This is a genomic window from Corynebacterium tuberculostearicum, from assembly GCF_046097465.1.
In the GTDB taxonomy this organism is placed as follows: domain Bacteria; phylum Actinomycetota; class Actinomycetes; order Mycobacteriales; family Mycobacteriaceae; genus Corynebacterium; species Corynebacterium tuberculostearicum_I.
In genome coordinates this window covers 2,467,764-2,486,055 of sequence record NZ_CP175799.1, presented here as the reverse complement: position 1 = coordinate 2,486,055, position 18,292 = coordinate 2,467,764, and the positions used below count along the sequence as shown (strand labels likewise).

Sequence of the window (18,292 nt, the reverse complement as noted above, 5' to 3'; positions counted from 1 at the left end):
GACTATACAGGGGCGCATGTTCGCTATTGAGAATCCAAACACAGGCAAGAGTGAAGACCAGTTTGAACGTATCGATGATTCGCAGCGCGATGACATCCTAGACCGTTCCACCGCGGCCTACGATGCATGGCGGAGCACTCGCATCGAGGAGCGTGCTGCGGTGTTGTCCCGCGCAGCTGACCTTTATGAAGAGCGCATTGATGAGTTAGCCGATCATATCGGACGCGAGATGGGCAAGCTGACCCGTTGGGCCAAGGCCGAGGTACAGATTGTTGCCGATATTTACCGCTACTACTCCGAGCATGCTCACGAGCTGCTTGCCGACGAGTACCTGCCGGCACAGAATGCCGACAAGACCGTAGTGCGCAAGGAGCCGATCGGTCCACTGCTGGGCATCATGCCGTGGAACTTCCCGTACTACCAGGTAGCCCGCTTCGCGGCGCCTAACCTGTTGCTGGGTAACACCATTGTGCTCAAGCACGCCTCCATCTGCCCGCTGTCTTCCCAGGCATGCCAGGACATCCTGGAAGAGGCTGGTCTGCCGAAGGACGCGTACATCAACATCTACGCTTCCGGCTCCCAGATGGATGCCTTTGTAGCGGACAAACGCATTAAGGGTGTTTCGCTGACCGGCTCGGAGGGTGCGGGTTCTGCCGTGGCCAAGACCGCTGGCGAAAATTACAAGAAGTCCGTGCTGGAGCTGGGCGGCAACGACCCGTTCCTGGTTATTGATGATGAGAATCTGGAGTGGGTACTGGATCAGTTCAACTTGATTCGCATGTACAACACCGGCCAGGCCTGCAACGCACCAAAGCGCCTCATCGTTCTGGAGGACTTCTACGACCGCACTGTGGAATACCTGGAGAAGAAGATTGGGGACATGAAGGTCGGCACTTATGACGACGAGAATGCCGACATTGGTCCGCTGTCCTCCATCGGTGCTCGCGATGAGATCGTGGAGCGCCTGGAAAAAGCCGCGGCCAATGGTGACGCCAAGATTCGCGTAGGCGGCAAGAAGATTGACCGCGAGGGCGCCTACATGGAGCCTGCGCTGCTTACCGACGTCGACCCATCCACCGACGTAGGCTGCAACGAGATCTTCGGCCCTGTGGCTATTGTCTACAAGGCCAAGGATGTTGAAGAGGCCATCGAGATTGCCAATAACTCGGAGTATGGTCTGTCCAGCTCCGTGTGGGGCACCGACCTGGATGCCGCATTCGAGGTGGCAAACCAGCTCAACGATGGCATGACGTTTGTCAACGAGGCCTCGGTAACCGCAGCAGGCCTGCCTTTCGGTGGCGTGAACCGCTCCGGCTACGGCCGCGAGCTGGCACGCTGGGGCGTCGGCGAGTTTGTCAACGAGCACCTGTACCGCGTGAGCGGACAGGATAACCCGGGCAATTCCCCGGCAATGTAGCGGCGTGTCAGTCTAGCGTAAGTCTCAAGTTCAACTTAAACTTGAGCACACGATAGACAGCTCACGCCGCAGGCATCGGTCCGGGGGAGGGGAACCCTCGGAAAGGTACCGCGGCAAATCTTCAAGGACGTTTACCTATGCGCAAAAGCACTTCCCCGAGCAAAGCTCGCAAGGGCCTTGCAGTGGCCGCAGTACCTACCGCTATTGCCGTGGGTTTGGCTCTGCTGCCAAACGCCACCGCACAATCTTCCGTAGGCGATCTCTCTTCCGCAATCGGCGGCGATTCCAGCCTGTCCGATCACTTCGCACCGAAGGATCCGCCCGCTCGCACCCCGCTGAACACCGAATACCCGGATGTTAAGGGCCTGCCGGAGGGTGTCAAGATCAACCGCGTGGAGTACCTGACCAACCGCCACTTGATGGTCTACATCAAGTCCGCGGCGATGCCGGATAAAGAGCAGAAGGTGCAAATCCAGCTGGCTCGTGACTGGTACTCCCACCCGGAAAAGAAGTTCCCAGAGGTATGGGCGCTCGACGGCCTGCGTGCGCGTGACGATGAGTCCGGCTGGACCATCGAGACCAATATTTTGAACCAGTATGCTGACCGCAACGTCAACCTAGTTATGCCGGTTGGCGGCGAATCTTCCTTCTACTCGGACTGGGAGCAGGCAGACCGCGGTAAGCGCTACATGTGGGAGACCTTCCTGACCAAGGAATTGATCCCCATCTTGGACAATGAGTACCGCTCGAACCACAAGCGTGCGGTCACCGGCCTGTCCATGGGCGGCACCGCCGCGATGAACTTGGCTGAGCGCAACCCGCACCTGTTTAACTTCGTGGGCTCCTTCTCCGGCTACCTGGACACCACTACGCGCGGCATGCCGGAAGCCATCATGGCTTCGCAGCGTGATGCCGGCGGATATGATTCCCGCAAGATGTGGGGCGAGCCAGGTTCCCAAAACTGGATCGACCACGATCCAAAGTTGGGCATTGAAAACCTGAAGGACATGACGGTGTATGTCTCTGCAGGTTCGGGCAAGGATGACTTTGGTAACGCCAACTCTGTAGCCAAGGGTCAGGCCAATCTCGCCGGTGTGGGCTTGGAGGTCATTTCCCGCATGTCCACCCAGACCTATGTGGACTACGCAAAGCGCGCCAAGATTGACCCAGTGATTAAGTTCCGACCATCCGGCGTGCATAGCTGGGAATACTGGCAGTTTGAGATGCAGCAGGCATGGCCCTACATCGCAGATGCCCTCGAGATGGACAAGGCTGATCGCGGTGCGGACTGTGAGACCATTGGTGCCATCGCCAAGGAAACCAAGAGCGGCGTCATTGGCTCTTGCTTGAATAACGAGTACGACGTCGCCAAGAAGGGCAAGGCCCAGGACTTCGAGTCTGGTACCGCTTACTGGTCCCCGGATACCGGTGCGCACGCCCTCTTCGGCCGCATTGGTGCCCGCTACGCCGAAATCGGCGGGCCTACCTCCTGGCTGGGCTTCCCTAAGACCGGCGAGTCTAAGACCCTGGACGGCAAGGGTCGCTTCGTGCACTTCGAGCACGGCTCCATCTACTGGTCCCCGGAGTCCGGTGCTTGGGAGATTACCGGCGATATGTTCCAGGCCTGGGGCAAGAACGGCTACGAAAAGGGCGATCTGAAGTACCCGACCGGCCCGGTCAAGAAGGTCGGCGAGGGCTACATGCAGGAATTCCAGGATGGCATCCTGACCCGTAACCCGGATGGCTCCAACCAGGTAGTCCACGGTGCTATCGGCGCCAAGTACAAGGACATGGGCGGCGCTGAATCTGCGCTCGGCTTCCCGACGTCCGGTGAGAACGCCGTCAACGGCGGCTTCTTCCAGACCTTTGAGAAGGGCAACATCTACTGGTCCCCGAAGTCCGGTGCGCACTACATTCTGAAGAGCAAGATCATGGACCGCTGGGGCCAGGCTGGCTGGGAGCAAGGCGAGTTCGGCTGGCCTACTTCTGACTATTCTGAGATTGCCGCTGGAGGCCTGAGCCAGGAATTCCAGCACGGCAAGATCAGCGAGGTCCTCGGCCAGGTTCGGACCGAGAAGAAGTAGCTATGCGCAAGCTAGTAGTTGTGGGCGCGGCGCTGTGCTTGGGTCTTGCGGGCTGCGATTCCGCCACGGTGGATAGCGAACCGCCGCAAGAGACCGAGATCGCGCCCCTCGAGCGGGAGTCCGAGGCCCCTTCCTCTGCAGACGAGACGTCCAGCGCCACCTCTAAGTCGCAGGAAGACCGCGGTGCGCGTGAGATCTCTGAAATCCCGTCCGCTGAGGTGCCGGAACCAGACGCCAAGTACTTGGACAAGCTCAAGGACGCCGGCGTAAACGTCGATGGCGTTGAGGATCAGCTCCTTGGAGCCGGCAAAGCGGCCTGCGACGAGAATGAGGTCACCATTTCTGTGGTTGCTGGCCAGCTCATTGAGCAGCAGCGCACCACGCAGAGTTTTGAGGAGCTTTCCCAGCTCATCAAGGATTCCGCACGTTCAGGGATTTGCTAGGTTTAGCTGGTACAACTAATCCATGCGAAAAACTATTACCGTCGTCGCGGCCCTCGTCGTATTAGCTGTCATTGGCGTGGGCGCGTCGCGTTACCTCAACCAAGGCACCGATTCCCCTGCTCCGCACACCACGGAGCAGGCAGCGCCGCCGCAACCGCAGCAGCCCGAGTGGTGCCCCCGCGTGGAGTTCATTTCTGCCCCGGGCACCTGGGAGTCCGCGGCTGACGACGACCCCATTAATCCTTCTGCCAACCCGCGCTCGTTCATGCTGTCTATTACGAAGCCGTTGCAGGAAGCCTACGGGGACGACGTGAAGGTCTGGACCCTTCCCTATACCGCGCAATTTAAAAACATTAATGCGCAACATGAGATGAGCTACGACGATTCCCGCAATGAGGGAACCGCCAAGATGAATGACGAGCTACGTAGCGTTCACCAAAGCTGCCCAGCTACCAAATTTATTTTGAGCGGCTTTTCTCAGGGTGCGGTGATTGCTGGCGACGTTGCCGATGAGATTGGCGGCGGCCAGGGAGTGGTTCCGGCGGAATCCATCGCAGGCGTGGCCCTTATCGCGGACGGCCGCCGTCAAAACGGCGTCGGGCAAAACCCAGGCCGCAAGGTGGCTGGCGTCGGCGCTGAAATTGCCCTTCAGCCGGTATCCGGATTGGTTCAGCCCATCGTGCCGGGTGCCTCCATGCGTGGTGCGCGCCAGAATGGGTTCGGTAGCCTCGCGGATCGCACCTTCCAGATTTGCGCGCCCAATGATTCGGTTTGTGATGCCCCGCCAAACGTGACCAATGCACTTGAGCGCGCGCAGGGTTTGATTGCCGCGAATGGCGTGCATGCGCAATACGCCTCCAATAGTGGCGTTATCGATGGCACGACTGCCAACCAGTGGGTAGTGGGCTGGGCCCGCCAGCTTATCGACGCCGCGTAACAACCATTCCCCCAACTCCGATAGTTTTATTACCGAAACCATTTACCTAAGGAGAATCGATGGATCTGAAAGCGCAGATGGGGCAGTTCCTAGCGCCCGAGTTCACCTTGGCCCAGTTGGCAGAGAATCTCTTCCAAGCGGAGACCGACCCAGACCGCGTGGTGATGCGCCAGTGGATCTACGGTGAGGAAGAAACCTGCCGGGAGCTTACCCGCGCGCAGGTCAATAACCGCATCAAGGTGGTGGCGGCGCGCCTGCAGCAGGTGGCAGATCCTGGTACCCGCGTGGCCATCTTGGCTGGTAATTCACCGGAATACGTCTTCGGCTTCTTAGGCGCTCTTTATGCGGGCATGGTGCCGATTCCGCTATATGACCCCAACGAGCCGGGCCACTCGGACCACCTAAAGGCCGTATTTGGTGACTGTGAACCGTCCATCGTGGTAACTAACCGCGTATCGGCGGCGGCAGTGCGCACGTATTTTTCCGCTCAACGCGAGCGCCCGCGCATCATTTCCCTCGACGCCCTTCCTGATTCTTTGGCGTCCTCCTGGACTCCTGTTGAGGGAACCGCAGAGGACACTGCCTTCCTGCAGTACACCTCCGGTTCCACCCGCACCCCGGCCGGTGTGGAGCTCACCAATCGCGCGATTATTACCAACGTGGCGCAGATCTTCCAGGCCGTGCAGCTGCAGATGCCTGCCCGCATCGTTTCTTGGCTGCCGATGCACCACGATATGGGCATCATCCTTGCCGTATTTGTCACCATCTTGGGCCTCGACTTCGAGGTGATGACCCCGCGCGATTTCATCCAGCACCCGGATCGCTGGGTCCGGCGCCTCACCGCGGGCAAGCAGGCCACCTATGCTGCCATCCCGAACTTTGCCTTGGAACTCGCTGCGCGCCATGCCGAGGATGCAGATTTCTCGCACGTGGCCGGCATCATTATCGGTTCCGAGCCGGTGACGGAATCGGCCGTGGACTCCTTCCTCGATGCCTTCAGCGTGGACCGTTCCGTACTGCGCCCGGCCTACGGTCTGGCAGAGGCAGCACTTATTGTGTCTACCCCGCAAACTGACAAGCGCCCGGTCATCGCGCACTTTAACCGCGCGGAGCTGGCCGCAGGTCGCGCCGTCATTGAGGATAAAACCGAAGATACCGTTGCCTACGCCTCCAATGGACAGTGCGTGCCGCACCAGCACCTCGCCATTGTGGATCCGGAAACTCGCACCGAGGTGAAGGACGGCGTTATCGGAGAAATCTGGGTCCACGGTCCCAATATGGCCACCGGCTACCTCAACCGCCCAGAGGAAACTGCTGCGACCTTCCGCAATACGCTGGGTGAGCGCCTGCAGGATGGCCTGCCGGAAGACGATTACTGGATGGCCACCGGAGACTTGGCAACCATCGTGGACGGGGAACTGTATATCACCGGCCGCCTGAAGGATCTCATCGTTATTGCTGGGCGCAACCATTATCCGCAGGATATTGAGGGCACGGTGCAAGCAGCTTCCGCACAGGTTCGCCCGGATTCCGTTGCAGCCTTCTCCGTGGAAGGCAATGATTCTGAGTCCCTCGTCCTGCTGGTGGAGCGCGCCGATGATGCGCAGCCGTCCGGCGATGCCGAGGCAACCGAGGCCATTCGCACCGCGGTCACTGCCCACCATGGCATTACTCCGGATGACATCGTGTGGAAGGCACCTGGCGAAATCAACCGCACGTCCTCCGGCAAGATTGCGCGCCGCGTAGCCAAGAAGAATTATGTGGGATTCTGATTTGTCGCTAACAAAGTGACAAAATATAGCGATATACCCCTACGCCATTTAGTATTTTTCCGTAACGAAAGACCTTTTTATGACCATCGAGCAACTGCGAGCATGGCTGCGTGACTGGGTCGCCCAGGCCACCGGTGTTTCCGCCGAAGAGATCCTAGATTCCAAACCTTTGGAAAATTATGGCCTCTCCTCGCGGGATGCTGTAGTGCTATCCGGCGAGCTGGAAAACCTTCTGGGCACCCGCCTCGATGCCACCGTGGCATATGAGTATCCCACCATCGAGCTGCTGGCGGACCGCCTGCTGAACACACCGGCGGCGCCCCAGCCCGAGGAACACGCGCCGCGGATCGCGCAGGGATCCGACGTTGCGGTCATTGGTCTTTCCGGCCGCTTCCCGGGCGCCAAGAATGCCCAAGAGTTCTGGTCCATGTTGGCGGAATCCCGCGCGGGCACCGGCCCGTTGCCAGTGGGCCGGTGGTCCGAGTACTCCGCCGATCCGGTCATGAGCGAGAAGATTGCCCAGCAAAATACCGACGGCGGCTATATCGAAGACATCGCCTCCTTTGATGCGGAATTTTTTGGCCTGTCCCCACTTGAGGCCGCCAATATGGATCCGCAGCAGCGCATCCTGCTCGAGCTGGTGTGGGAAGCGCTAGAAAACGCTGGTGTTCCCGCCAATGAGCTGCGGGGCACGCAGACCGGCGTGTACATGGGCTCGACCAATAATGACTACGGCATGCTCATCGGTGCCGATTCCGCCGAGATGCACCCGTATGCGCTGACCGGCATTTCTTCCGCCGTGGTTGCCAACCGCATTTCCTACGCCCTGGATTTCCGCGGCCCTTCCATCAACGTGGATACGGCTTGCTCCTCCTCCCTCGTGGCGGTGAACCAGGCGATGAAGGATTTGCGCACGGGGAGCGCAGACGTGGCGCTGGCCGGCGGCGTGAATATTCTGGCCGCCCCGCATGCGTCCACGGCGTTCTCGGAGTTGGGCGTTACCTCTCCAACGAGCGCCATTCACGCCTTTTCGGACGACGCCGATGGCATCGTGCGTGCCGACGCCGCCGGCGTCCTCGTGCTCAAGCGCTTGGAGGACGCGGAAGCGGACGGCGACGATATCCTGGCCGTCATCAAGGGCTCGGCCGTCAACTCCGATGGCCACTCTAATGGCCTGACCGCCCCGAACCCGGAGGCACAGGAGGATGTGCTGCGTCGCGCGTATGCTGATGCGGGCGTAAATCCGCAGGACGTGGACTATATCGAAGCTCACGGCACCGGCACCATTCTGGGTGATCCGATCGAGGCCTCTGCCCTGGGCCGCGTGCTCGGTGCGGGCCGCGGGGTCGAAACTCCAATTTTGCTCGGCTCTGCCAAGACCAATATCGGCCACTCTGAATCCGCCGCGGGCGTGGTCGGCCTCATCAAGGTCATCCAGGCCATGCGCAATGACGTGATTCCGGCCAATATCAATTACTCGGCGCCGAATCGCTATATCGATTTCGAGGCCGAGCACCTTGAGGTAGTCGAGGATCCGCGCGAGTGGCCCGAGTACTCCGGCCACAAGGTCGCTGGCGTATCCGGCTTTGGTTTCGGTGGCACCAATGCGCACGTCGTGCTCACCGATTACCGCGGCACCCCGGCTGAACGCGCGCCGCAGCTTTCCACCGACACGGTGGCGTTGCCGGTCTCTGGCCTCTTGCCTTCGCGCCGGGCACGCGCTGCGGCCCTGCTGGCAGACTTCATTGAGGCGGAAAAGCCCGCGCTTGTCGACGTCGCCCGCACCGTCGCCCGCCGCAACCACTCCCGTTCCCGCGCCGTCGTGATGGCTAGCTCCACCGAGGAAGCAGTCAAGCGCCTGCGCCAGGTGGCTGAGGGCAAGGTTTCCGTTGGCATCGCCGCTGCGGATTCCCCGCAGGTTCCGGGACCCGTATTTGTTTACTCCGGTTTCGGATCCCAGCACCGCAAGATGGCTAAAGACATGATTGCGATCTCGCCGCAGTTCAAGACCCGCTTGGAAGAGCTGGATGCCATCGTGGACTTTGAGTCCGGCTGGTCCATCCTGGATATCGTCAACGACGATGCCCAAACCTATGACACCGAGACCGCCCAGGTGGCCATTACCGCCATTCAGATTGCATTGACGGACCTGCTTGCTTCCTTTGGCGTGCGCCCGGCCGGCGTGATGGGCATGTCCATGGGCGAGATCGCCGCGGCCTATGCCGCAGGCGGCATCTCCGCAGAGGACGCCATGGTTATTGCCTGCCACCGCGCGCGGTTGATGGGTGAGGGTGAGGCGTCGCTAAGCGATGCCGAGCAAGGAGCCATGGCCGTCGTAGAGCTCTCGGCCGAGGATATTGCCGCGCTCGACGGCAATATCGAACCTGCCGTGTATACCGGACCCGGTATGACCACCGTGGGCGGCCCGCGCCAAGAGGTGCTGGACCTGGTGGAAAAGCTCGACGGCGAGGGCAAGTTCGCCCGTGCGCTCAATGTGAAGGCCGCCGGGCACACCTCGGCCGTGGACCCCATCCTGGGTGAGCTGCATGCAGCCATTGCCGGCATGGAGGCTAAGCCGCTGCACACCCCGCTGTTTTCCTCCGTGGATAAGGGTGAGGTCTATCGCCCTGGTACCACAGTGCACGATGAGGACTATTGGCTGCGCATGACCCGCCACTCGGTCTACCTGCAGGATGCTACCGAGGCGGCCTTCAACGCCGGCCACACCCAGCTGGTGGAAATCTCGCCGAATCCGGTGGCGCTGATGGGCCTCATGTCCACCGCCTTCGCCGTGGGCAAGGCCGATGCGCAGTTGCTGTATGCGTTGAAGCGCAAGGTGGATCCCACCGAGTCCTTGCTGGATCTGCTCAGCAAGCTCTATGTCGCTGGCATGCCGGTGGACTTCGGTGCGGTATTTGGCTCCGGTGCGCGCGTGGAGGCGCCCTATACCCAGTTCAACCGCCAGCGCTTCTGGACCAACGCGCGTCCGTCGGCCGGCGTATCCAGCCTGCCGGGCGCACGCGTCAACCTGCCAGAGGGCAAGGTGGCCTTCTCCACCAATGCGGATCAGGCGCCATCCGCGCTGGCCATCGTGGAGGCCGCGGCCGAGGCCGTCAAGCCTGGGGCGCGCATCATCGCCACCGAGGAACATGCCGACCTGCCACCGCGCGGTGAGGTCACCACGGTGGTAAGCCAGTCCATCGGTGGTATGTCCGTAGCCGTCTACGCCGTCCGTGGCGCACAGACGGAGCTCCTGGCGGAAGGCTTTGCCTCCGCCTTGGACTTGGGCGCGGCGCCTATCCCGGGCGTGGCCGATGTGCCTGAAAGCGAGCCTGCAGCAACCGCAGAGGTTGATGCCGTGCGCTGGGATCCCGCGGAGGAAACCGTGGAGGATCGCCTCGCACTCATCGTGTCGGAATCCATGGGCTATGACGTCTCTGACCTGCCGCGCGAGCTGCCGCTCATTGATTTGGGCCTGGATTCCCTGATGGGCATGCGCATTAAGAACCGCGTGGAAAATGACTTCCAGATTCCGCCGCTGCAGGTGCAGGCGCTTCGCGACGCCTCTTTGGCCGACATCATTGCCATGGTGGAAGAGGCCGTAGCCGGCGGCAGCGTGGATACCAGCGACATTGCTTCTGTGGATACGCCTGCACCAGAAGAAGACGAACCCGGCCAGGGCGTCGGCGTTGCCCCGCGCGATGCCTCGGAGCGCATGGTCTTTGGCACCTGGGCCACCTTCACCGGAAAGGCAGCGGCGGGCGTTACCTCGGCACTGCCAGAGGTGAGCGACGAGGTTGCCACCCAGATTGCCGAGCGCCTCACTGAGCGCGCCGGCATCGAGGTCACCGCCCAGCAGGTCCACGAGGCCGAGGCGCTAGAGACCTTGGCCGACCTCGTCCGCGAAGGCCTGGAGACCGAGGTAGAAGGCAATATCCGCGTCCTGCGCGAGGCTGATGGTCCGGCCGTATTCATGTTCCACCCAGCCGGCGGCACCACTGTGGTCTACCAGCCACTAACCCGCCGCCTGCCCGAGGACGTGGCAGTCTACGGCGTAGAGCGCGTCGAGGGTTCGCTGGAGGAGCGCGCCGAGGCTTATATCGAGGACATCCTGCACTACGCTCGCGGCCGCAAGGTCGTGCTCGGCGGGTGGTCTTTCGGTGGCGCGCTAGCCTATGAGGTGGCCTACCAGCTGCATCAGCGCACCCAGCGCGGCCAGGATTCGGTGGACGTGGCGTTCATCGCGCTGCTGGATACCACCCAGCCGTCGAACCCAGCGCCGGATACCCCGGAAGAAACCCGTGCCCGCTGGGAGCGCTACGCGGCCTTTGCGAAGAAGACCTACGGCCTGGATTTTGAGCCACCGTACGAGATGCTTGAGACCATGGGCGAAGATGCGCTCATGACCATGTTGGCGGAGTTCCTCGCTACTACCGACGCCTCCGAGCACGGCCTTGCCGCCGGCGTCCTGGAGCACCAGCGCGCTTCCTTCGTGGATAACCAGATTCTGGCCAAGATTGACTTCCATCGCTGGGCCGATGTCACGGTGCCGGTGCTGCTTTTCCGTTCCGAGCGCATGCACGACGGTGCGATTGAGCTGGAGCCGCGCTACGCTGAGATTGATCCCGACGGAGGTTGGGGAGTTATCGTTAAGGATCTAGAAATTGTGCAGCTGCAAGGCGATCACCTTGCAGTGCCAGACGAGCCAGCCATCGGCATCGTGGGCAAGCATATGGACGAATGGATCGAGGAGAAGATACGTGGCGGCCAAGCAGACAACCGCTGAGAAACTCGCTGACCTGCGCGAGCGTCTGGACAAGGCGCAGGACCCAGGCAGTGAGCGCTCCCGCAAGCGCCGCGACGAGGCTGGGCGTACCACGCCTCGTCAACGCATCGATGAATTGCTAGATGAAGGTTCCTTCGTCGAAACCGGCTCCTTGGGCAAGACCCCGGGCGACCCTGACGCCATTTATTCCGATGGTGTGGTCACCGGCTATGGCCGCATCTCCGGCCGCCCCGTGTGTATCTACGCCCACGATAAGACCGTCTACGGCGGCTCTGTCGGCGTGACCTTTGGCAAGAAGGTCACCGAGGTCATGGACATGGCCATCAAGATTGGCTGCCCGGTCATCGGTATTCAGGACTCCGGCGGCGCCCGCATCCAGGATGCGGTGACCTCGCTGGCCATGTACTCCGAGATCGCCCGCCGCCAGCTTCCGCTGTCCGGCCGCAGCCCGCAGATTTCCATCATGATGGGCAAATCCGCCGGTGGCGCCGTCTATGCTCCCGTGACCACGGACTTTGTCATTGCCGTGGACGAGGAAGCGGAAATGTATGTTACCGGCCCGAACGTCATCCGTGAGGTTACCGGTGAGGATATTACCTCCGCTGAGCTGGGCGGTGCTCGCCAGCAGGAGCTCAACGGTAACGTCTCGGCGGTCGTCCCTTCCGAGGATGACGCCTTTGATATGGTCCGCGATCTCCTCGATCACCTGCCGCTGACCTGCTTTGATGAGTCACCGGAGTTCGCTGCGCCTTCCGACGCCGAAGTGGCCGAAGACGAAGAGCTCAATGCCTTCATGCCGGATGACACCAATGCTGGCTACGACATGATGGACTTGTTGACCCAGTTGGGCGATGACGAGGACCTCATTGAGATTCAAGAAAACTTCGCGCCCAATATGATCACCGCTTTCGGTCGCATCGATGGCAAGACCGTTGGCTTTGTGGCCAATAACCCCATGCACCTTGCGGGCTGCATTGATGCCGACGCCGCCGATAAGGGCGCGCGCTTCATCCGCATCTGCGATGCTTACAATATTCCGCTGGTCTTTGTGGTGGATACCCCGGGCTACCTGCCGGGCGTGGAGCAGGAGAAGGTGGGCCTTATCCACCGCGGCGCCAAGTTTGCCTTCGCCGTGGTGGAAGCCACCGTGCCGAAGGTCTCGCTCATCGTGCGTAAAGCCTACGGCGGTGCCTATGCGGTGATGGGCTCGAAGAACCTGACCGGCGATATCAACCTGGCGTGGCCGACCGCGCAGATCGCCGTGATGGGCGCGGCCGCTGCCGTGGTGATGATCGCCGGCAAGCAGCTCGAGGCCGCCGAGACCCCGGAACAGCGCGAAATGACCAAGAAGATGTTCATGGACTTCTACGATGAGACCATGACCGCTCCTTATGTCGCGGCCGAGCGCGGCTATCTAGACGCGATGATTCAGCCGAATCAGTCCCGGTTGGCGCTCCGTCAGGCACTGCGCCAACTGGCCACCAAGCAGGAAAGCGATCTGCCGAAGAAGCACACTATTGCCCCGATGTAATGCCTTGTGCTTGGATAGCATATAAAGAGCTAATCCTAGTGAAGGAGTTATCTATGATTCTGTCTAGTGCCGTGGACATCGTCAGCGAGATCATCGGCTTTGTGGTCGATATCCTGAATCAGGCAGGCATTCAGGTAAGTTCCAAGTAAAAGGAGCAAAAAAGAAGGAGGGTTAAACCCTCCTTCTTTTTTATTTGCGGGCGAAAAGCCGCCAGCCAAAGAAAAATAGTGCGGACATCACCGTAGCCACGATGAGGAAGCTCCAGTGTGGCAGGCGGCCGTTGACCAGCATCCACAGGGCCATGCCGCCCACGACGGTGCTCAGCCAGACGATGCCGCCTTCCTTCCACTTGCCGTGCGCTTTGGTAGCCAGGATGATGACCCAGCCGATAAGCGCGCCTACGGCCCAGGGCCAAAAGGCATCTACCCAGGTGGAAAAGCTCAAGCCGCCGTGGGCGAGGCGGGCAGCCACGGCGAAGAGCATCAGGGCGATGATATCGATTACGGGGGCGATTCTCATGCGTTTTCCTTTCGGTTCAAGGCGGCGTAGGTAATGCCCTTGCGGGCATAGTGCCAGAAGTAGATTACCCAGCCAATGATGGTGATCAAGGCGAAGGAGATGAGGCGGTAGATGATGGCCGCGCCGGTAGCGTCCACCGCGGTCATGCCCGTAGCCACCAGGGTGGCGATGATGGCGGCTTCCACCGTTCCGAGGCCGGCCGGCGTGACCTGAGCAGAGCCGGCAAGCTTAGCGGTGAGATAGGCCAGCGCCACGCCGGCCATCGTCGTGGTGTCCTCGCCAGCGTGCAGGGCGGGCAGGTGGCCGGTAACGGCCCACACACAGCCCCAAAGCGATACCATGTCGATCAGGCGGTTGGCCAAAGAGTAGAAGGACACCCAACCGAATTGGCGGCGGGTGAGGTGAACTTCCTCCAGATTCTTGACCTGGTCCACGAGGGCTTCGCGCTTGGAGCCCTTTATGAGCTTTTGGCGGTTGAGCCAGCGGATAATGGTATCTGGATGATTGGTCAGCCAGAACAGGCCGCCAGAAAGCGCCAGCATGAGCACCAAGGTGCCGATGAGGGACCAGAGCGCCATATCCGCGTTGAGGAAGAGCACGCCGCCCAAGCCGATGAGCACGAGCCACATCGTAGAAATGGCAGAGGACAGCACGAAGAACCAGCCACACAGCATGACGGACGCGCCCCACGTGCGTTGCACGTAGAAGGTGAGGATGGCGGAAAAGGCTGGGCCGGCCGGAAGAGTGGTGGACCAGGCATTAGCGGCCAACGTCAGTGCCGCGGTTTCTGAGGCCGGTACCTTGACGCCGCCGGCGCGAATGAGCAGGCGCATGACCTCGCCCATGGCGAGTACCGCCACGATGGAGGCGATGACCACGAGTGCTATCGCGGCTGGGTTGGAATGAGAAAGCCGCGAGAAGCCTTCGCGCAGGAAGTCCAGCTCATCGCGGAAGACATAAACCAAGACCAGCAGGACGATGAGCGAGGCGATAAGGCGCAGCCACTTCTTCACTTACTTACCCCCTTCGAGGCGTTGTTTGAGCTCAGTGAAGGGAACAGTCTTGCCGCGGTGGGTCGCACCGCCGGTCAAAGTGGTGGTGGCGTGGCGCAGCCAGCTAGGGGCCCACCAGTTATCTTCGCGCAGCAAGTGCATGACGGCCGGGACGAGGAGCATGCGGACAATGGTGGCGTCGATAAGCAGGGCAAAAATCATGCCGTAGGCAATGTATTTCATCATCACGATATCGGAGAAGCCGAACGCGCCGGAGACCACGATCATGATGAGCGCCGCCGCGGTAATAATGCCGCCGGTATGCGCGGTGCCGGCCGCAATGGACTCGTCGGTGGAAGCGCCGCGCCGGCGGGCCTCTACCATGCGGGAGACCAAAAAGACCTCGTAATCGGTGGACAGGCCGTAGACAATGGCGATGATGAGCACCAAGATCGGGCTCATGAGCGGGCCGGGCGTGAAGTTGAGGATGTCCGAGCCCAAGCCGGCAACAAACATCAACGTCAGGATGCCCAGCGTTGCGCCCAAGGTCAGCAACGTCATCACAATGGCCTTGAGCGGCAGCACGAAGGAGCCGAAGACCAGGGCCATGAGCAGGAATGTAGCCAGCACCACGTAGAGCGCCATCCACGGCAGCGTGTGGAAGAGCGCATCGAGGGACTCCACCTCCATGGCGGGAGTACCGCCCACGTAGAGGTTCACGCCCTCAGGGGCCTTGACCTTTTCCAGCTCGTGCACGATCTTCGCGTAATCATCGCGGTCTTCAATGCCGGCGGAAAGGACGGTCGTGCCGTCCTTGGTGGCGGTCGTCGGCGCCATGGGCTCGGTGAGGCCGTCGAGGCCGCGGACTTGCATGACGACGTCGACAAGCTGCTGGTTCGAGGCATTTTCCACCACGAGCTTGACCGGCTCCGTGCGGAAGGCAGGGAACTCTTCGTTGAATTTGTCCTGTGCCACGCGGGTGTCCTGGTCGGGTGGCAGGTAGGACTCGTTGATGCCACCGAAGGTGATGCTCATGATAGGCAGGGTGAGCGCGATGAGCAGGCCGCACACGGCGATGGTCAGCCCGCGGGCATGGCGCATGGCCCAGCGTGGAAGCTTATACCACCAGGTGTCCTGAATGGTGCGAGCCGTTCGCGAGGTACGGCGCACGGACCAGGTATCGATCTTGGGGCCGAGCATGCTAAAAATGGACGGCAGCACGGTGACCGAAAGGAGCGCGGCCAAGCCGACCGCTGAAATGGAACCATAGGCCACGGACTTCAGGAAGGCCTGGGGGAAGAGGAAGAGACCGGAAAGCGCAACGGCGACCATGGCCGCGGAGAAAACCACGGTTTGGCCGGCTGTTGCGGTGGTGGTGGCCACGGCCTCCTCCGTGGATCGGCCCTTATCCAGCTCTTCGCGGAAGCGCGAAACCATAAAGAGGCCGTAATCGATGGCTAGGCCGAGTCCCAGGAGCGTGACGACGGCCTGGGCAAAGACATTGACCTGCGAGAAGCCGGCCAGGATGGACAGGATTCCCAAAGAGCCCAAGATGGAGAGGCCACCGACCACCAGCGGCATGCAGGCCGCAACCACCGAGCCGAAGACCACCAGCAGGAGGATGCCTACCAGTGGCAGGGCGGCCTTTTCGGCGCGGGAAATATCGTGGGACATTCCCTCATCCAGGGCATCAGCAACCGCGGTGGCACCCGCAATCTCCACCGGTGCGGTGGTATCCGTAAGCGCGCCTTCGATGGCGCGGAAATCCTTCAGCGTTTGCTCGTCATCGCCTTTGAGCCCGATGGCTGCGAAGGCCAGCGAATGATCAGCATTGACCAGGTTCGGGTTCTTCGTGTCGAAGTAGCTGGTCACCGAGTCAATCTGGTCCGGATACTCCGATTTCAACTGCGCCAAGTGCTGCTTGGCGGCGTCGAAGTTCTCGTCGGGGGAATGGAAGAGCAAGATGACATCGCCGGAGTTATCGCGGCCGAATGCTTCCTGCTCGATCTGGGCCGCGCTTGTCGACGCCGCATTGGGATCCTCCCAGCCCTCCTGGCTCATGCGGTCTTCGAGCTGCAAGCCAAAGCCGATGAAGAGCGCAAGGATAGCGGCGACGATGATGGCGGGGATGAGCCGGCGGTGCGCATAGGAAAAACGTCCCCATTTTTCAAACATTGGGGCAGCCTCCTAGCGGTTATTAAGCAGCGCAGCCAGGGGACGGAATGGCTGCAGCCATGCACCACCCTCCGGCAGATTATCCAGGTTCACGCGCGGTAGCGGCTCGCGGAATACACCCTCGATATCTTCCAGGTCCACAAAATTGATATCCGCGTGGCCTACGGCCCAGGCGGCATGCTCATGGAAACCGAGGACCGTTACCGGAAGGCCTTCTGCGATGAGCTCTTCCAATGGTTCCTGGAAATTCTGGCCATCGGCGGAGGCAACAATCACGCCGGCTAGATCCTCACGGAGGCTTTCGATGTGGTCGAGCATATCCGGATCCACGTCGTCGTCTTCGTGGATCTTGGGCTTGGCAAAAACGCCGAAGCCCACGTTGCGGATGGCTTCTACCCATGGGCGGATGACATCGGCGCCGCCCGGGGTGACATTAGTAAAGACATCGGCGCGCGGCTCCGCATCAACGTCCTGGGCAAGGTGTACCAGCCAGCGGCCGATGGCGTCGAAGCGCGGGCGGTGTGCGGCGGTGGGGCGGCCGCCGAGCAGGGAGCCCAGGCCCATGTCCATATTGGGCGCATCCCAGACAAGTAGGTAGGTGCTCATTTATTTCTTCTCCCAGAGATACTCCGTGATGACGTGTTCTTTATCTAGGCCCTTGCCCTCAAACTTGGTGATGACCTGACGATCCACCAACTGCGGGCACTCTGGCCATGGCCAGCCCTTGTAATCCAGGCTCGGCTCTACGTCCACAAGTTCATCGATCCACTCGGCGTATCCGGCGTGGTCGGTAGCAACGTGCAGCACGCCGCCCTTCTTTAGGCGGGACGCAAAAAGGTTGAGTGTGCCCGACTGGATGATGCGGCGCTTGTGGTGACGGGCCTTTGGCCAGGGATCCGGGAAGAAGACGCGGATGCCATCAAGGGATTCCGGCGCAAACATGCGCACCATGACCTCGATGCCATCGCCGCGAATCATGCGGATATTGTCGATGCCCTCGCGCTCGATCTGGCCCAGTAGCTTGGCCAGGCCCGGCTTGTAGAGCTCGACGGCGATGATATTGGTATCGGCCTCCTTCGGCGCCATGGCGGCGGTAGAGGTGCCGGTACCGGATCCGATTTCCACGATGGTCTTGGCGCCGCTGCGGCCAAACCAGGCATCGAGGTCAATGACCTCGTCTTCCAGCGTGCGGCCTAGTTCTGGCCAGCGCTTTTCAAAAAGCTCATGCTGATTTTCGGTCAGCGTGCCGCGGCGGAAGGTGACGTTGCCCAGGCGTGGGTAGTCAAGCTCGTTGTCGAATACGGCATTGAAATCGGTCTGTGGCGGGCGCCCTGGAGGCATTTCTCCAGCGCGGGTGTTTTGAGAGTTATCTGTGTTATTCATTGCGGCCTATTTTTCCCTGCTTAGCCTTGCCAAGCAATACGCCGCGCCGGGGATCACGTGTGGCGAAGCCAATCCTGGTATAACCAGTGGGCCCGGTTGGGGGTGGAAGATTATCGTTTTGGTTGCCGCTAGGGAGGGGAATAGACCCCCAGACAGGGGGATGGGAAAAGGCGATTTTTAACACAGTATCTGTGGTTGCGCTTGGTGAAGTTCTGGTAAACGCGGTGGATATAACCGGTGTGACAAAATCTGC

At 60.9% G+C, this 18,292-nt stretch carries 12 protein-coding genes; 7 read left to right on the top strand and 5 right to left on the bottom strand.

What is annotated here, in order from left to right; all coding sequences use genetic code 11:
* Positions 1-16: 16 nt before the first annotated feature.
* The 7 genes from ACKFRX_RS11610 (at position 17) to ACKFRX_RS11580 (ending at position 12,970) form a co-directional block, all read left to right on the top strand.
* Positions 17-1,417: an NAD-dependent succinate-semialdehyde dehydrogenase gene (locus ACKFRX_RS11610; protein ID WP_408927918.1), complete on the top strand. Its 1,401-nt coding sequence runs from the start codon at positions 17-19 to the stop codon at positions 1,415-1,417.
* Between the two features lie 137 nt (positions 1,418-1,554).
* The gene (locus ACKFRX_RS11605) at positions 1,555-3,501 is read left to right on the top strand and encodes an alpha/beta hydrolase-fold protein (protein WP_408927917.1); all 1,947 of its coding nucleotides are present in this window, start codon (positions 1,555-1,557) and stop codon (positions 3,499-3,501) included.
* A gap of 2 nt (positions 3,502-3,503) precedes the next feature.
* The gene (locus tag ACKFRX_RS11600) at positions 3,504-3,944 is read left to right on the top strand and encodes a hypothetical protein (RefSeq protein ID WP_408927916.1); all 441 of its coding nucleotides are present in this window, start codon (positions 3,504-3,506) and stop codon (positions 3,942-3,944) included.
* A 22-nt stretch (positions 3,945-3,966) separates the two neighbouring features.
* Positions 3,967-4,881, top strand: a complete 915-nt coding sequence (locus ACKFRX_RS11595) for a cutinase family protein (protein ID WP_408919507.1) — start codon at positions 3,967-3,969, stop codon at positions 4,879-4,881.
* Between the two features lie 59 nt (positions 4,882-4,940).
* Entirely contained in the window at positions 4,941-6,653 is a 1,713-nt protein-coding gene (locus ACKFRX_RS11590; protein ID WP_408919508.1) for an AMP-binding protein, read from the top strand.
* Positions 6,654-6,732: 79 nt separating this feature from the next.
* A complete protein-coding gene (locus ACKFRX_RS11585) occupies positions 6,733-11,439 on the top strand; it encodes an alpha/beta fold hydrolase (protein WP_408927915.1) in 4,707 nt (1,568 codons plus the stop codon).
* Positions 11,414-12,970 (top strand): acyl-CoA carboxylase subunit beta, encoded by a 1,557-nt coding sequence (locus ACKFRX_RS11580; RefSeq protein WP_005325422.1) that lies wholly within the window; start codon positions 11,414-11,416, stop codon positions 12,968-12,970. Before ACKFRX_RS11585 ends, ACKFRX_RS11580 begins: the two co-directional genes overlap by 26 nt.
* Positions 12,971-13,159: 189 nt before the next feature.
* Here ACKFRX_RS11580 and ACKFRX_RS11575 read toward each other — a convergent pair whose 3' ends face one another.
* From ACKFRX_RS11575 to trmB, 5 genes are read right to left on the bottom strand one after another with little or no spacing between them, the layout of a single operon-like run.
* Entirely contained in the window at positions 13,160-13,489 is a 330-nt protein-coding gene (locus tag ACKFRX_RS11575; RefSeq protein WP_005325424.1) for a DUF3054 domain-containing protein, read from the bottom strand.
* On the bottom strand, positions 13,486-14,502 hold the full coding sequence (locus ACKFRX_RS11570; RefSeq protein ID WP_408927914.1) for a YbhN family protein: 1,017 nt from the start codon (positions 14,500-14,502) through the stop codon (positions 13,486-13,488). Before ACKFRX_RS11570 ends, ACKFRX_RS11575 begins: the two co-directional genes overlap by 4 nt.
* Entirely contained in the window at positions 14,503-16,656 is a 2,154-nt protein-coding gene (locus tag ACKFRX_RS11565; protein ID WP_408927913.1) for an MMPL family transporter, read from the bottom strand. It abuts the gene before it with no gap.
* 12 nt (positions 16,657-16,668) lie between these two features.
* The gene (locus ACKFRX_RS11560; RefSeq protein WP_005325427.1) at positions 16,669-17,262 is read right to left on the bottom strand and encodes an NYN domain-containing protein; all 594 of its coding nucleotides are present in this window, start codon (positions 17,260-17,262) and stop codon (positions 16,669-16,671) included.
* On the bottom strand, positions 17,263-18,039 hold the full coding sequence (gene trmB, locus ACKFRX_RS11555; RefSeq protein ID WP_005325428.1) for a tRNA (guanosine(46)-N7)-methyltransferase TrmB: 777 nt from the start codon (positions 18,037-18,039) through the stop codon (positions 17,263-17,265).
* Between the last annotated feature and the right edge of the window lie 253 nt (positions 18,040-18,292).

What these genes read in the sequence shown, in the direction of transcription:
- ACKFRX_RS11595 (WP_408919507.1), top strand. Translation starts at nt 3,967, where the DNA reads ATGCGAAAAACTATTACCGTCGTCGCGGCCCTCGTCGTATTAGCTGTC.
- ACKFRX_RS11590 (WP_408919508.1), top strand. Translation starts at nt 4,941, where the DNA reads ATGGATCTGAAAGCGCAGATGGGGCAGTTCCTAGCGCCCGAGTTCACC.
- ACKFRX_RS11605 (WP_408927917.1), top strand. Translation starts at nt 1,555, where the DNA reads ATGCGCAAAAGCACTTCCCCGAGCAAAGCTCGCAAGGGCCTTGCAGTG.
- ACKFRX_RS11575 (WP_005325424.1), bottom strand. Translation starts at nt 13,489, where the DNA reads ATGAGAATCGCCCCCGTAATCGATATCATCGCCCTGATGCTCTTCGCC.
- ACKFRX_RS11560 (WP_005325427.1), bottom strand. Translation starts at nt 17,262, where the DNA reads ATGAGCACCTACCTACTTGTCTGGGATGCGCCCAATATGGACATGGGC.
- ACKFRX_RS11585 (WP_408927915.1), top strand. Translation starts at nt 6,733, where the DNA reads ATGACCATCGAGCAACTGCGAGCATGGCTGCGTGACTGGGTCGCCCAG.
- trmB (WP_005325428.1), bottom strand. Translation starts at nt 18,039, where the DNA reads ATGAATAACACAGATAACTCTCAAAACACCCGCGCTGGAGAAATGCCT.
- ACKFRX_RS11600 (WP_408927916.1), top strand. Translation starts at nt 3,504, where the DNA reads ATGCGCAAGCTAGTAGTTGTGGGCGCGGCGCTGTGCTTGGGTCTTGCG.
- ACKFRX_RS11565 (WP_408927913.1), bottom strand. Translation starts at nt 16,656, where the DNA reads ATGTTTGAAAAATGGGGACGTTTTTCCTATGCGCACCGCCGGCTCATC.
- ACKFRX_RS11610 (WP_408927918.1), top strand. Translation starts at nt 17, where the DNA reads ATGTTCGCTATTGAGAATCCAAACACAGGCAAGAGTGAAGACCAGTTT.